This window comes from Brevundimonas sp. UBA7507 (assembly GCF_002478355.1).
Taxonomy (GTDB): Bacteria; Pseudomonadota; Alphaproteobacteria; order Caulobacterales; family Caulobacteraceae; genus Brevundimonas; species Brevundimonas diminuta_D.
Genome location: NZ_DLNP01000006.1, coordinates 94,798 through 108,928, shown reverse-complemented (window position 1 = coordinate 108,928; position 14,131 = coordinate 94,798). Strand labels below are relative to the sequence as shown.

Genomic DNA, 14,131 nt, shown 5'->3' with positions numbered 1-14,131 from the left:
GGCGGACGCCGGGATGAGCGTTATAAAAGACGGAACTGGTTGACCCCGGACGCGGCCGGGGCGAGCCTTCCCGCCTCTCCTCCCCTCGCCGGAGTCTACATGCCGACCGACGCCTTCAACCCCGCCGCCCGCGCCCCGCGCCTGGCCGTGCTGATCGATGGCGAGAACGCCTCGGCCCGCATCGCCGAGGCGCTGTTCACCGAGATCGCGACCCTGGGCGAGGCCTCGGCGCGGCGCATCTACGGCGATGCGGCCAGTCCGGCGTTGCGGGGATGGATCGACGTCCTGCCGCGCTGGGCGATCCAATGGCAGCAGAATTTCCAGAACACCAAGGGCAAGAATTCAGGCGACATCGCCCTGGTCATCGACGCCATGGACCTGTTGCATTCCGGCCGGTTCGACGGCTTCTGCCTGGTGTCGTCGGATAGCGACTTCACCCGACTGGCGGCGCGCATCCGCGAACAGGGCGTTCCGGTCTACGGTTTCGGCGAGCGCAAGACGCCCGAAAGCTTCCGCCAGGCCTGCACCCGCTTCATCTACACCGAGAACCTGACCGGACGGGCCGCCGCCGAGGCGGGCGCGGACGCGGCGCCCCCGGCCGAGCGCAACCCCGCCGAGGCCGTGCCCCTGATCGCCGCCGCCATCGCCGACATGGACGAGGACGGCGACGGCTGGGTCAATATCGGCGGCGTCGCCAACCGCCTGCGCAACACCTATTCCGACTTCGACCAGCGCACCTACGGCCACGCCAAACTGTCTGAACTGGTCCGCGCCACCGGCCGCTTCGACGTCGAGGTCGGCCCCGGCGGCGTCATGCGGGTGCGGTTGAAGCCCCGCTAGGCTCAAGCGAAGCCGTTGAGCGAACAACGTTGCAACATGAGCCGATTGCCCGCATGGTGACCGTCTGACGTCCCTATGGGAGTTCTCGCCATGCTGATCTCGACCCTCGCCCTCCTAGTTCTGAGCGGTGCGCCGATGCAGGACGACAGCGCCGCCGAGGCCGATCTGCGCTCGCCTATCGCTTCGACTTCGCCCAGCCGCACCATCTCCGCCCGGCCGCCTACGGTGACGAACGGCCCGACGCGGACGGTCTGCGGTTGGGAGCGCGCCATGGGCAGCACCATCCAGCAACGCGTCTGCCGCAAGGTTCCCCTGAACAGCAGTCAGCGCGAACGCATGTCGACAGATATGATGCGAGAAATGCAGGGAGCGCGCTGGGGCGAACTGCCCGTCGCGCGTTCGCCTGGCGGCCGGCCTGTGGGCTGAACCCCACGACCTGCCGGGTCAGACGAACGGGTCGCGCGCCGCCAAGAGCCGCCGTGACGGAATCCCAGCCTAGGACGCCTCGTCCCCTTTCCCCCGCCGCAGTATGGTCTATGTGTGGCGGATGGCCGCCGCAGAGACCCCCGTAGAGACGTTCAAACGCGCCCTGTCGCACGCCGCGAGGGCGCTGGCCGAACAGGCCGAGCTGGAGGTGCGTTTCGGCTCGGACGGGCCGCGTCTGTCGAACGGCGTCCTGTCCCTGCCACACCCGCCGCGCGATCCGGCCGCGCCCGAAAGCGCCGCCCTGCGCGGCCAGGCCGACCGGCTGGCCCTGCGCCTGGCCAATCATGATCCGGCGCTGGATGCGCGGCTGCGCCCGGTCGACATGAACGCCGCCGAGGTGTTCGACGCCGTCGAACAGGCCCGCGTCGAGGCCGTCGGCGCGCGCGAGCTGAAGGGCGTGCGGCGCAACCTCGAATCCGCCCTGATCACCCGGCTGGAGAAGTCAGGCGCCCTGCGCGCCGAGGCGGCCCAGGTGCCGGTAGCCGAGGCGGCCGCCTTGCTGCTGCGCGAACGGATGACGGGCGAACCGGCGCCGGACGGCGCCAAGGCCATGCTGGACCGGGTCCGCGCCGACCTTGAGGCCAAGGCAGGCGCCGAGCTGGACGCCCTGGCGGCCCTAGGCGACGACCAGGCGGCCTTCGGCGCGCGGATGAAGGATCTGCTGCGCGCGCTGGATCTCGACCCCGGCGACGCCGACGGCGGCGACTCGCCCGAGGAGGACGGCGAGGACGACGCCGACAAGCCCGATCAGGACCAGGCGGATCAGGACGAGCAGGAAGAACAGGACGGCGGCGAGGGCGGCGACTCCCTGGACGGCACGGCCGACGACCAGTCCGCCGAGGACGAGCGTCAGGCCCGTCCCGACGGCACGCCGGGCGAACCCGACGGCGAGGGCCAGGAAGACGCCCCCGAACTGAGCGAGGGCGACCGCCCCAACCATCAGCAGACCCAGGACGACGGCCGGGCGGTCGAGGTCTATCGCGCCTTCACCACCGCCTATGACGAGATCATCGACGCCGCCGAACTGTGCGACCCGATGGAGCTGGACCGGCTGCGCGCCCTGCTGGACGCCCAGCTGTCGACCCTGGGCAGCGTGGTCTCGCGCCTCGCCAACAAGCTGCAGCGGCGTCTGCTGGCCCAGCAGAACCGCAGCTGGATGTTCGACCTTGAGGAAGGGATGCTGGACACGGCGCGCCTGACCCGCGTCATCACCGACCCGACCAGCCCTCTGTCGTTCAAGATGGAGAGCGAAAGTCCGTTCCGCGACACGGTCGTGACCCTGCTGATCGACAACTCCGGCTCGATGCGCGGGCGGCCGATCATGGTGGCGGCGGTGTGCGCCGACATCCTGGCGCGGACGCTGGAGCGGTGCGGCGTCAAGGTCGAGATCCTGGGCTTCACCACCCGCGCCTGGAAGGGCGGACAGAGCCGCGAGGCGTGGATCAGCGCCGGCAAGCCCGCCAACCCCGGTCGCCTGAACGACCTGCGCCACATCATCTACAAGGGCGCCGACGCGCCGTGGCGCCGGGCTAAGAAGAACCTCGGCCTGATGATGCGCGAGGGCCTGCTGAAGGAAAACATCGACGGCGAGGCGCTGGAATGGGCGCACGACCGCCTGCTGGCCCGGCCCGAGGCGCGGCAGATCATGATGGTCATCTCGGACGGCTCGCCGGTCGACGATTCCACCCAGTCGGCCAACGCGGCCCTGTATCTGGACAAGCACCTGCGCCAGGTGATCGAGAAGATCGAGACGCGCAGCCCAGTCGAGCTGCTGGCCATCGGCATCGGCCACGACGTGACCCGCTGGTATCGCCGCGCCCTGACCATCGTCGACGTCGAGCAACTGGCGGGCGCCATGACCGAAAAACTGGCCGAACTGTTCGAGGCCGAACCGAAGACCGTCGGCGGCAAGGGCGGGCGGGTTCCGCACAAGCGCGCGGCGTGAATCGCCGCCTCTATGTCGCCGCCCTGATCTCCCTCGCCCTGGCCGCCTGCGCCGGGGCGGCGGTCATGTCACGCCCCTGGACGCCCGAGGCGACGGCCGACGGCTGGGCGCCCGCGGGCGGTTCGACGCGACAGGTCGGCCTGGGCTGGCCCGGCGGCGCACGGTTGGCGAAGGGCGTGCACTATGCGGGCGGAGTGCAGTTGATCGCGGCGCCCGTCTCCAGCCTGCACGGACTATCCGATCTCAAGCTGACGGGCGACGGCGGCTTCGTCGCCGTGTCGGATTCCGGCGATCTGGTGCGCGGGCGGCTTGAGCTGGATGCGGACGGCAAGCTGTCGGGGCTGCACGATCTGCGGGTGCGGCGGCTGACGACGGCCGAGGGCGAGCCGATCGCCGACAAGGCCGCGGGCGACGCCGAGGGGCTCGCTCTGGGCGTAGACGGCGAGGTTCTGATCAGCTTCGAGCGCGAACATCGCATCTGGAGCTACGGTCCCTTGGACGCGCTCAGCGCCCGGCCGCAGGCGCGGCCGCATCCTGCGGTCGACTTCCCGCTGAACGAAGGCCTGGAGGCGCTGGCGACGGCGCCCGACGGTTGGCGCGTCGGCGGCGAAGGCGGCGGGGTCTGGGACTGCTCGCTGGAAGGTTGCCGCCCCGTGGTCGAGCCGACGGCGCCCGCTGACGGTTGGCGGCTGACGGGGCTGGAGCGCGATCCCGGCGGCGACGGCTGGTTCGCGGTGCAGCGGTCGTGGCGCCCGCCCTTCGACGTCCGCGCCCGCGTGCGCCGCATGGGCTCCGACGGCGCGCTGGGGCCGGTGCTGATCGAGCTGAAGCTGCCGGGCCTGACGGATAATTTCGAGGGGATCGCCGCCGAGCGCCATGCGGAAAGAACGCGCCTCTACATCCTGTCCGACGACAACGCCAATCCGGCGCAGAAGACCCTGATGCTGGCGTTTGACGTTCGCTGATCCTTCTTCCCTTTGTTGCAGGAAGGAGAGTGACCTCCGGGGCTCCATGCCGCTCGTGCGGAAGGCTCACCGAGCGTCCTGCAGACGCGCTCTGCGCCGGATCAGTAAGCATCGGTTCATTATAGTACTTAAGCGCGCACTAAGCCTGTCTGATCGGCAGGCGTTAAGGGCGCCCCCTTTATGGTCTCGTGGCAATCAGGAGCCATGAGGACGCCATGACCAAGTTGATGCGGCTGCGCCGCTGTGCGCTTCTTGTCGCCGTCGCCGCCGGCGTGACGGCCTTCGCTTCGCCGCAGATCGCTGCGGCGGGCCCCAGGGCGGGCGGTTCCTACCAGTTGCGCGCGGTCGTACCCGTCGCCTGCTGGGTGCGGCCCGACACCACCGTCGTTGCGGAGACCGGCCGGACAGGGTCCGTTATCGAGGCCTGCAACAGCCCCGGAGGCTTCACCGTCTCCGCCGCCTATCGTCCGCTCAAGGCCACAGAGACCGCCCGCATGACCTATGGCGAGCGATCGCTGAACCTGACGAAGACCGGCAATCTGGAACTGCGTCGCTCCAATATGGCGGCCATCCGCACCATCGCCTACCGCTTCGACGAGGTGCAGCTGGACGAACCTCTGGTTCTGGCCCTGACGATTCAGCCGATCTAAGCGACGGTTTCGGTCCAAACGTCACAAAGCCCTCCGCCGACGCCCTGGCGGGGGGCTTTGTCATTCCACGCGCCGCGCCTCATCGACGCGCATCACATGACGCCGATCAAGTTTCAAACTTTACAGTTAACACCCTTGATTTTACATTATGCCGCCGTTCGTTGATCGCGATCACATCAGCGAGCGACACGGGGCGACGCCTCGGATCGTCGACGGGGAGAGAACGGGGTGGGCCTGCACGGTACGGCAGAGACACATCGATTCAATATTGAATCGATCAATGAGACCGCTTGCTCAGAAGCCTGGAGCAAGAGCTGCAGCCGTGCGGCCATGATCATCACGCCCAGCCTGCACCTTCTGTGGAGCAATGAAGAAGGGCGCCGGCTTCTCACCATCGACCGCGATCTTGGTGAAGTTGGGGGCCGACTGAGCTTCGCCCAGCGCACCGGCCTGTTCGCCTTCTCGACCTTTCTTGAGACCCTGGGCGACGAGCCTCGAGCCTGGGTTCTGGCTCGACGCGACGGCGGCGGGGACTGCCTGATCATCCGCGCGGTGCGGATCGCGCTGGGCGACGCCCAAGCGGTCATCCTGGCCTTCAGCGACACCGCGGGATCGCGCCGCCTGTGGGCCGACTTCGGTCCGGCGCTCGATCTCACCTCGGCGGAAACCACTCTGCTGAAGCGGCTGGTCGACGGCGCCACGGTCACAGAAGCCGCGCAAGACCTCGGCGTGAGCCTGGAAACCGCCCGCACGCACGTCAAACGCGCCTACGCCAAGCTGGGCGTCAGCAGCCGCGAAGAGATGTTCGCCAAGATATCGCCCTTCCGGCTGTCCTGATCCGTCTGCGGCTGACGATCAGGCGGCGGGACACTGGGGCGCCGGATCGCGCCGGATGCGCACCACCTCATCCGACCGCTGCTCGCCCGCGCGCATCGCGGTCGTGCGGCTGACCTCGGACACCCAACCGTCCGCGACATGGAGGGTGGCGCGGGTATCGCGCTTCATGCTGTTCGCAGTCCCGGTCGAGCCAGGCGTTTCGGCGCTGAACGAGCGCGTGAGCAGCAGGCCGCATCCATCGGCGGTGCGCGCAACCGATTGCACGCCGGATCGCGCCACCTGGTCCGTATTCTGAAGCGGCTGCTCGACACGGCCCTCCGGCAGAGGCTGTCGGGGCTGCATTTCCGCCAGCAAGGCGACATCGCTCAGCAGCAGGGACAGCAAATCCTCCGGCGGCAAGCGGTCCAGCCCCCCCGCCAGAACGTCCGCCTGTTCCTGTTGCAGGCCCAGTTCGCTCAGACGCATGCGATACGCCTCCCGCACGGCGGGCCAGTCCGCAAAAGCCACGGGTCGTCCAGAGGCGTCAGCGGCGACGACTACATCCACGCCGACCCAGGCCTGAAGAAGCCGCTCCAGACCGGGATCGCGGCTGTCGGTCAGGGAGGCTTCCAGCAACCGAAACCGGAGGGTCATCCGTTCCGTCGAGGCCGCCAGGGTCTCCAGCTCGAACTTCTGGCGGTTGACCTGACGCGCCTCGCCGCCTTCGGCGTAGGATGTCAGCTCGGTCTCGCTGACGAACACGCGCAGATCGCCGACGGCGTCGGGTCGGCGCTGAACCTCAAGGGCCGGGATCGAGGCGTCGGCAGGCCCGGCGGCGGCCGGCGGGTTCTGAGAGACGGCCTGCGCCAGGACGTAAAGGGCCGCGAAAAGCATCTTCATGTCAGGCTCCCCGACGACCTCGACACGAGGCGGGGGTCGCCCCAATTCGCCCACGCGGCGAATTTCATCGAATAATCATGAAATTAACTATTTTTTCTTTGAGCGCGTACCCCAAATGGGGGACGATTAACAAAAGCCTAACGTGCTCCTTAGCCCTCGAACGAGGGGGCGGCGACATACGCCGGGGAGCAGATGCGAACAGCCTGTTTGCTTGCAGCCGCAATGCTGGCCGCAGCCGGAACGGCGGCCGAGGCCGCCGACGCCGGGCGCAAGTCCCTGGTGCTGGAAGCCGTGGGCCGGATTTCGCCGCGGTGCGACATCGGAGCCTTGGGCGGCGTCGACTTCGGCGACCTGCGGCGCAGCGGACTGGCCGTCGAGACGCGCTTCGGCCTGAGCTGCAACGTTCCCTTCGACATCAATCTGCGCTCCGCCAACGGCGGCCTGGCGCATGAAACCCTGCCGCGCGGGCAAGGCCCGTACAGCGGCCTGGCGGCCTATCGCCTGGCCATCAACGTGCCCCTGGAAAGCGGAACCCCCGGCCGCGGCGGACGCGGCGGCGCGGCGACCGGCGATTTCACCAGCCGGCAGCTTCAGGCGGGACAGGTGATCTCGAGCCGAGGCGGCGTCGCCTTCGACGGCGGCCGCCTGAACATCGAGATGATGGAGCCCGAAGGCGCCGGCCTGCTGGCCGGACGCTACTGGGAAACCGTGGAGATCAGCCTCGTGCCGAGGCTGTAGAGACCGGCGATGAACGCGAAGCACATCGAGCGTCGAGCGGATGCCTGGCGCCCCCGTGGGGCAGCTGAGCGGACTGTGCGGAAGCTCGGCGCGTGCGGCGCGGCCAAAGCGGGTGTGACTGGCGCAATCCTGCGCACTTCTTGGAGGAAGACTGAAATGAAAGCCTATCAACTGATCGCCGGCGTCGCTGCGCTGGCCCTCTCCGCGACCGCCGCTTCGGCCGGCAGCTTCAGCCAGAGCGCGGCTCACCTGCCGATCATCGGCAGCATCAGCGGCTCGGGCCAGGGCTCGGCCCTCGCGGGCCAGGGCGCCAACGCCCTGTCGGCCTTCCTCGGCGGCGAGGAAGTCGCGTCGTGGATCTCGGCCTCGGGCAGCGTCGCCAACAACATCGGCACCGCCGGCAACGCCCAAGCCAGCTTCACCCTGCGCGGCGAAGTCTCGCAGGACTGCTCCTTCTACTCGGGCAACATCAACACCGTTCTGAACTTCGGCCAGATCGGCATCAACACCCTGGACAACGGCGGCGTTGACGACGCCTTCGACATGGTCAGCGCGGCCAACGCCTCGATCGAGACCAACACCGCGGGCTGCAACACCCGCAACGAAGTGCGCATCACCAAGGCCAACGGCGTCGCCGGCATGAAGTCGAACTACGCCGGCGCCTTCGACGGCGCCCAGTTCCAGGCCAACCTGCCGTACAAGGTGGATGCGACCTGGACCGGCGTTCCCGCCGGCGCCGGTTCGGCGACCGCCTCGACGCAGACGCTGACGGTCGACACCACCGAAGCCGGCGACCTGAAGGTCCAAGGCGCCTGGAAGTCGCACTTCAACGTCAACATCAACGTGCCGGTCCCGAGCAAGTCGCTGGTCTCGGGCACCTATCAGGACACCCTGACGATCGAACTGGCCGCCATCTAAAACGGCCCGGCAAGATGCGAAGAAGCCCGCCCGCCCTGTCGGGCGGGCTTCGAGCGTCAGAAGGACGTCATTTGCGTATCAGCGGCACGAATTCTGCATGACCTCGGTACACGAGCCTGCAGGCTGAGGGGGGAAGATCAATATGGGACTAGGGCTGAAACAGCGGGCCGCGCCTCGCGTCGAACGACAGAAAAAGAAGTCCCGCATCGGACTGGTCCTGGCCGCCACCCTGTTCCTGGGGATCACCGCCACCGCCGTCGAGGCGATGCGCGTCTCGCCCATGGTCGCGGAAATCTCGTCGCGCGGCGCCGGATCTTCCGCCCGGATCGAGGTGCAGAACCTGGCCGCCAAGGCTCTGCCCTATGAAACGCGCATCACGCGCATCTCCTTCGACGAGAACGGCAAGCTTGTGGAAACCGCGGCCGATGAGGACTTCCTGGTCTTCCCGCCGCAGGGCGTCGTGCCCGTGCGCGGACGCCAGGTGATCCGGGTTCAGTGGGTCGGCGACCCCGACATCGACGTGTCGCGCGCCTATTACGTCGGCATCCGCCAGCTTCCCGTCGAACTGGAGGAAGGCGCCGGCGGCGACCTCGCCGCCCAGGTGCAGGTCGTCTACCATATGAAGTCGCTGGTCACCGTCGCGCCTCCGGGCGCAACGGCCGACGTCTCGGTCGTCAGCGCCCGCGCGATTGAAATCGACGCCGCCCCGGCCGCCCCCGTCATCGACGAAAGCGTCGGCGGCACGGGCGAGGCCGCCCCGACGCCGAACGCCGCCAAGGTTCCCGGCGTCGAGGTCCGCGTGCGCAACGCTGGCCGCCGCTACGCCCTGATGAGCGGCGCAACCTGGTGGGTCGAGGGGCGTGGTCCCGACGGCGCGCGCACCGAAATCCGCCTGGACGCCTCGACCGTCAACGAGGCCGTCGGCGCCGGCTATCTCGAGCCCCTGAAGGGCGATCGGACCTTCTACCTGCCCACCACCGTCGCCTTCTCGCCGGATGCGCCGATCAAGGTGCGCTTCAGCCAATGAAGCCTCGGCTAGTCCCTACGGCGATCCTGGCCTCGGTTCTGGTCTCGAACGGCGCAGCGCCCGCCAGCGCGGCGCCGCTGAGCGAAGACGCGCCCATCATCACGGCGCCGCCTCGGTTCGAAGAGCCAGCGCAGGTTCAGGCCCAACCTCCGCAGAATCCGCCGCCGGGCGCGGCCCAGAGTGCCCCCCAGCCCGCCTCCCCGACCGCCGCCCCCCCGGCAGCGGTCGTGCGTCCTGACATCAATCCCTACAATCGCGACATCACCCTGACCGCGCCGCTGACGTTCAACCGGCGGCCTCTGGGCGAAGTTCCTGTGACCCTGACGCGCGATGACCGCTTCATCGTCGATTCCGCAGGCTTCCTCGAACTGATCACGCCCCTGCTCACCGACGAGGCCGCTGCGGCGCTCACGGCGCGACTGGCCGGCCAACAGGGTTTCGAAGGCGAGGAATTGGCCGCTCAAGGGGTGTCGCTCGAATACGACCCCACAGCCCTGTCGCTGCTGGTGGTGCGCATCGCCCCTAATCTTCGACGCCTGGAAGTCCTGTTCGAGCGCGGCGGCCCCGAGGCGGAAGGCCTGGCGCCCCTGCCCTTCTCAGCCTTCCTGAACGCGGCGACATCGTGGAGCTATCGCCACGCGACCGGCGACGCCCCTGCGCCGAACGTCTATCTGAACGGCGCCGGCCGCTGGCGCGGCCTGGTTCTGGAGGCCGAGGTTCAGGGCCGCGAGACCCTGGGGTCCGGCGACTATGAATGGCTGCGGCGCTACGCCCGTTTCGTCTACGACCAGCCCCAGGAATACCGCCGCTGGACCGTCGGCGATCTCAACCCCGAGTTCCGCGGTCTGCAAGGCTATGCCGACGTGGGCGGCGTGGGCGTGACGCGCCAGCGGCGCCGCTTCGACCCCTATCGTCCGAACGTGTTCCGCCAGGACCGGCAGTTGCTGCTGCAGAGCGAGTCCACGGTGCGTATCCTGCGCAACGGCGCCCTGGTGCGCGAACTGCGCCTGGATCCCGGCCAGTACGACCTGTCCAACCTGCCGGTGCAGACCGGGAGCAACGACCTGGAAGTCGTCGTGGTCGACGGATCGGGCGCTTCCCAATCCTATCGCTACAGCGCCTATATCGACTCGATCGACCTCGATCCCGGCGAGTACGAATACGGCGGATATCTCGGGGTGGCCGGACGTCCCAGCTTCGGCCAGCCGGACTATACTGACGGCGACCTCGCCTTCACGGGGTACTGGCGCAAGGCCTTCATCGACAAACCCGCCCTGGGCGTCGGCCTGCAGGCCAGCGAACGGGTCCAGATGGCCAACGCCCAGACCCAGTTCATCCTGCGCAACGGGTCTCGTCTGAACTTCCAGGTCGGCGCCAGCAACAGCGACACGGCCGGCGGCGGCTACGCCCTTGTCGCAGCCTATGATTTCTATATCGACCGCCCCACGACGTCGGACTTCTTCACGGTTCAGTTCGAACATGTGTCGGAAGGCTTTGCGACGCTTTCGGACCCGGACGCCTCCAACCCCATCGCCTGGCAGGCCTACGGCCAGTACTCGCGCGTCTTCTCCGACCGCCTCTACGGCAGCGTGGGCCTGGCCTACAACAAGTCGCGGGACAGCGCGGGCCTGGGCGATTCCTTCCGCTCGGACCTGACGGCCAACTACGCCATCAACCGTCAGTGGAGCGCTCAGGCGGGGGTGAACTACCTCAAGTACGAAGACACGCCCGGTGGCCGCCGCGACCGCGACGGCTGGGGCTTCACCTTCGCCCTGACCTGGCGGCCGTCCAGCGATGTACGCGCCGACGCGCGCTACGATTCCAACCTGAACAGCGCCTCCGCCTCCTTCTACAAGATCCCGGAGAATCTGGCCGGTTCGATCGGCTACTCCGCCATCGCCACCTATGACGACGGTCCCGCCAGCCTTCTGGGCGGCGTCGACTATGTCGGCAACCGCTTCAACGCCTCGATCTCGCACGCCGGATACGGTCAGGACTTCGGCTCGATCAGCGACCAGCAGGTCACGACCGCCAGCGTCTCTACCGCCATCGCCTTCGCGGGCGGCAAGGCCGCCATCGGCCGGCGCGTCGCCGACAGCTTCGCCATCCTGTACGGCCACCCGAGCCTGGAAGATCGTCCGGTCATCGCCGGCGAAGTCCTGCGCGACGGCCGCTATTCGGCCGCCAGCGGGCCCCTGGGTCCGGTGCTCTATCCCCACCTGGGGTCGTATGTGAACGATTCCGTCTACTACGACGTCATCGACGCGCCCGCCGGCTATGACATCGGCGAGGGCGTACGGCGGGTGCGGCCGGCCTATCGCAGCGGCTACGCCTTCGAGATCGGTTCGGACGCCTTCGTCAGCGCCGTGGGCTCCGTCACCGGGCGCGGAGCCGCGGGCCCGACGCCGTTGTCGCTGATCGGCGGGCGCGTGATCGCCCTGGACGAGCCCGACGCCGCTTCCCAGCCCTTCTTCACCAACAGCGTCGGCCGCTTCGCCGTCCAGGGGCTGAAGCCGGGCGGGCGCTATCGCGTCGAACTCTTCACTGATCCCAGAGGCGGCTTCGACTTCACCGTCCCGGCCGACAACGACGGCCTCTACAATCTGCGCGTCGTCCACGTCGACATCGCTGCGCCTGAAGGAGATTGAGCATGAGCGTTCTTCAAAAACGTGCGTCGTCCGCCTTCGCCGGCATGGCGCTGATCGCGTCGCTCGCGGCGGCCGGAGTCGCCACGGCGCAGGCGTCGCGGCCCGCCGCCCCCGGCTGCCAGGTGCGGATCGAGCCGCAGCAGGCGCGGTGGGAGATCCGCGGCTATGATCCCTATGGCGACGATGCGGCCTTCGCCACTTTCGACATCGCCTGGTCCAACGACGGCGCGGCCGCCTGCGAGGGCGAGGTGGAAGTCACCACCGTAGGCCAGCCGTTCGGCTTGCGGCCGACCACCGGACCGAGCGGCCGCTGGTCCACCCTGCCCTACAGCCTGACGGACGAGTTTTCGGCGGCGAACCTGACCCCGGTCGCGGGCCGATCCCAAGCCCGCCCAGGCGGCGCGGCCTTGACGCTTCAGCCGGGCGCGCGCGTCCTGCGCCGCTATCGTCTCGAAGTCGATGTCGATCAACTCAGCCAGGACGGCCTGTTCGAACAGCCGGTGCAATTCGCCTTCCGCGCCAAGGACAACCGCATTTCAGCAGACAAGCTGCTGGTGCTTGCGCTCAACGTCCAGCCGTCGGCCGTCATGGGCCTGCGCGGCGCATTCACCCGCACGGACGGCGGCGGACGGATCGAACTGGGCGAACTGGCCGAAGGCGGGACCAATCTGCCGCTGCAGGTGTGGGTCAAGAGCACCGGCGGCTATCGCGTCGCGGTGTCGTCGCGCAACAAGGGCCGCTTGGTGCTGGCCGAGGACTCGTCCTGGTGGGTGCCCTATCGCCTGAGCCTGGGCAACCGTCCCATCAACCTGGGCACGGGCGGCCAGGTGGAAAGCCGCAAGGGCACCGGCCTGGGCGAAGACGCCTATGACCTGCAACTGCAGGTGGGCGAGACCGCGCGCCGCCGAGCCGGCCTCTACTCTGACCTCATCGAGTTGACCGTGGCGCCGATCTAGGCAGCGGCGAGCGACGGATAGGCCAGCCTGACAGGCGCAAAATGACAGGCTGGAAGTCCACCAGGACTTAGATGCGTTCGCTGATCTTGATGGCGGCCTTGCAGCCGACCTTGATGACGCTGCTGAGCAGGCGGTAGGCGGGGGCCTCGCGGCTGCCGTGCTCGATGGCGTGGTCGTGGTGGGCCAGTTCCTCTTCGCGGAACTTGGTCAGTTCGGCGGCCAGTTCGGGATCGCGGTCCCGGATTTCCTCGATCTGGTCGGCGTAGTGTTTCTCGATGACGCTCTCGACCGCCTCGGTGCAGGCGTGGGCCGCCTTTTCCGAGATCAGGGCCGTGCCGGCGCCGAGCGCCGTCGCCGCCAGCTTCCACAGCGGGATCATGGCCGTGGGGCGCACCCGATTTTCGTTCAGCAGGGCCTCGAACCGGGCCAGGTGGACGGCCTCGTGCCCCTCCATCTCGGTCAGGTCGGCGGCGATGGCGTCCTTGCCCTTGCGGCCCTCCAGCACGGCGCGTTGGGCGCGGTAGATGTGGACGGCGGCGAACTCGCCCGCGTGGTCGACGCGCAGCATCTCAGCCAGGCGCGCCTTGTCTTGCCCCCCGCCGGGGCGGGCCAGGGGAATGCGACGGGCGGCGGAGACGGCTTCGGCTGATTGGGTCATGACGCCTCTATCCTAGCTCCTCGGCGCGCGGGCGTCCTTGGGACGTTTCGCCGCCAGCAGGCTGAAGACAGCCAGCGCCAGGGAGATCACAAAGTTCCAGCCCGCCATCGACAGGCCCGCGAAGCTCCACGGAATGTCGCCGCAGGAGACGAAGCCCGCGCTTCCGCCCGTGCCGTCGATCAGGGCCGTCAGGGCCGACAGGTCGATGGTGGTGCTCGGCGCGGCCATGCAGGTGGCCGGCAAGGCCCACCACTTCAGCTCGCCCCCGGCGTGATAGCCCGCCGTGATCGCCCCGGTCAGGAAGATCGCCGCCAGCAGGAAGGAGGCGATGCGCGGCGTGCCCCGGCTGGCCCGGCTGAACAGAGCCCAGAAGGTGGCGGCCCCGGCGATGGCGACGGCGGCCCAATAGACCTCGCGCTGCTTCAGGCACAGGCTGCACGGCGGCATTCCGCCGAACCGCTCGAACGCATGGGCCGCGCCCAGCATGGCCAGCGACGCCCCAAGAGCAAAGGCGGTCCACCAGCGGGTCAGCAATTTGTAGATCGCGCTCATCTGCGCCTCACAGGAACCAGGCGCCTCTCATA

At 68.5% G+C, this 14,131-nt stretch carries 14 protein-coding genes; 11 read left to right on the top strand and 3 right to left on the bottom strand.

Annotation, left to right across the window (positions count from 1 at the left end; genetic code table 11):
- Positions 1-99: 99 nt before the first annotated feature.
- From B3D50_RS04445 to B3D50_RS04420, 6 genes are all read left to right on the top strand, one after another.
- Positions 100-840, top strand: a complete 741-nt coding sequence (locus B3D50_RS04445; RefSeq protein WP_003164024.1) for an NYN domain-containing protein — start codon at positions 100-102, stop codon at positions 838-840.
- Between the two features lie 75 nt (positions 841-915).
- Positions 916-1,266, top strand: a complete 351-nt coding sequence (locus B3D50_RS04440; RefSeq protein WP_286949641.1) for a hypothetical protein — start codon at positions 916-918, stop codon at positions 1,264-1,266.
- Positions 1,267-1,387: 121 nt separating this feature from the next.
- Complete coding sequence (gene cobT, locus B3D50_RS04435) at positions 1,388-3,271, top strand: cobaltochelatase subunit CobT (RefSeq protein WP_286949640.1); 1,884 nt, start codon at positions 1,388-1,390, stop codon at positions 3,269-3,271.
- Entirely contained in the window at positions 3,268-4,236 is a 969-nt protein-coding gene (locus tag B3D50_RS04430) for an esterase-like activity of phytase family protein (protein WP_286949639.1), read from the top strand. The genes cobT and B3D50_RS04430 overlap by 4 nt, the downstream gene beginning before the upstream one ends.
- A 215-nt stretch (positions 4,237-4,451) precedes the next feature.
- Complete coding sequence (locus tag B3D50_RS04425) at positions 4,452-4,886, top strand: hypothetical protein (protein WP_040344483.1); 435 nt, start codon at positions 4,452-4,454, stop codon at positions 4,884-4,886.
- 330 nt (positions 4,887-5,216) lie between these two features.
- Positions 5,217-5,723, top strand: a complete 507-nt coding sequence (locus tag B3D50_RS04420; protein WP_286949638.1) for a helix-turn-helix transcriptional regulator — start codon at positions 5,217-5,219, stop codon at positions 5,721-5,723.
- Positions 5,724-5,741: 18 nt separating this feature from the next.
- Here B3D50_RS04420 and B3D50_RS04415 read toward each other — a convergent pair whose 3' ends face one another.
- Positions 5,742-6,602, bottom strand: coding sequence for a hypothetical protein (locus B3D50_RS04415; protein WP_286949637.1), 861 nt, complete (start codon positions 6,600-6,602; stop codon positions 5,742-5,744).
- A 207-nt stretch (positions 6,603-6,809) separates the two neighbouring features.
- Between B3D50_RS04415 and B3D50_RS04410 the strand changes: the two genes are divergently transcribed.
- The 5 genes from B3D50_RS04410 (at position 6,810) to B3D50_RS04390 (ending at position 12,889) form a co-directional block, all read left to right on the top strand.
- Positions 6,810-7,340, top strand: a complete 531-nt coding sequence (locus tag B3D50_RS04410; protein ID WP_286949636.1) for a hypothetical protein — start codon at positions 6,810-6,812, stop codon at positions 7,338-7,340.
- Positions 7,341-7,496: 156 nt separating this feature from the next.
- Positions 7,497-8,258 carry a hypothetical protein gene (locus B3D50_RS04405; RefSeq protein WP_286949635.1) on the top strand — a complete coding sequence of 254 codons (762 nt, stop codon included), beginning with the start codon at positions 7,497-7,499 and terminating at the stop codon, positions 8,256-8,258.
- Positions 8,259-8,400: 142 nt separating this feature from the next.
- Complete coding sequence (locus tag B3D50_RS04400; RefSeq protein WP_286949634.1) at positions 8,401-9,285, top strand: hypothetical protein; 885 nt, start codon at positions 8,401-8,403, stop codon at positions 9,283-9,285.
- Positions 9,282-11,933: a fimbria/pilus outer membrane usher protein gene (locus B3D50_RS04395; RefSeq protein WP_286949632.1), complete on the top strand. Its 2,652-nt coding sequence runs from the start codon at positions 9,282-9,284 to the stop codon at positions 11,931-11,933. The genes B3D50_RS04400 and B3D50_RS04395 overlap by 4 nt, the downstream gene beginning before the upstream one ends.
- A gap of 2 nt (positions 11,934-11,935) precedes the next feature.
- A complete protein-coding gene (locus tag B3D50_RS04390) occupies positions 11,936-12,889 on the top strand; it encodes a hypothetical protein (protein WP_286949630.1) in 954 nt (317 codons plus the stop codon).
- 67 nt (positions 12,890-12,956) lie between these two features.
- On the opposite strand, the gene B3D50_RS04385 is transcribed toward B3D50_RS04390, so the two are convergent.
- A complete protein-coding gene (locus tag B3D50_RS04385; RefSeq protein ID WP_269300399.1) occupies positions 12,957-13,547 on the bottom strand; it encodes a demethoxyubiquinone hydroxylase family protein in 591 nt (196 codons plus the stop codon).
- 12 nt (positions 13,548-13,559) lie between these two features.
- Positions 13,560-14,099, bottom strand: a complete 540-nt coding sequence (locus B3D50_RS04380; protein ID WP_003164027.1) for a disulfide bond formation protein B — start codon at positions 14,097-14,099, stop codon at positions 13,560-13,562.
- Positions 14,100-14,131 lie beyond the last annotated feature (32 nt).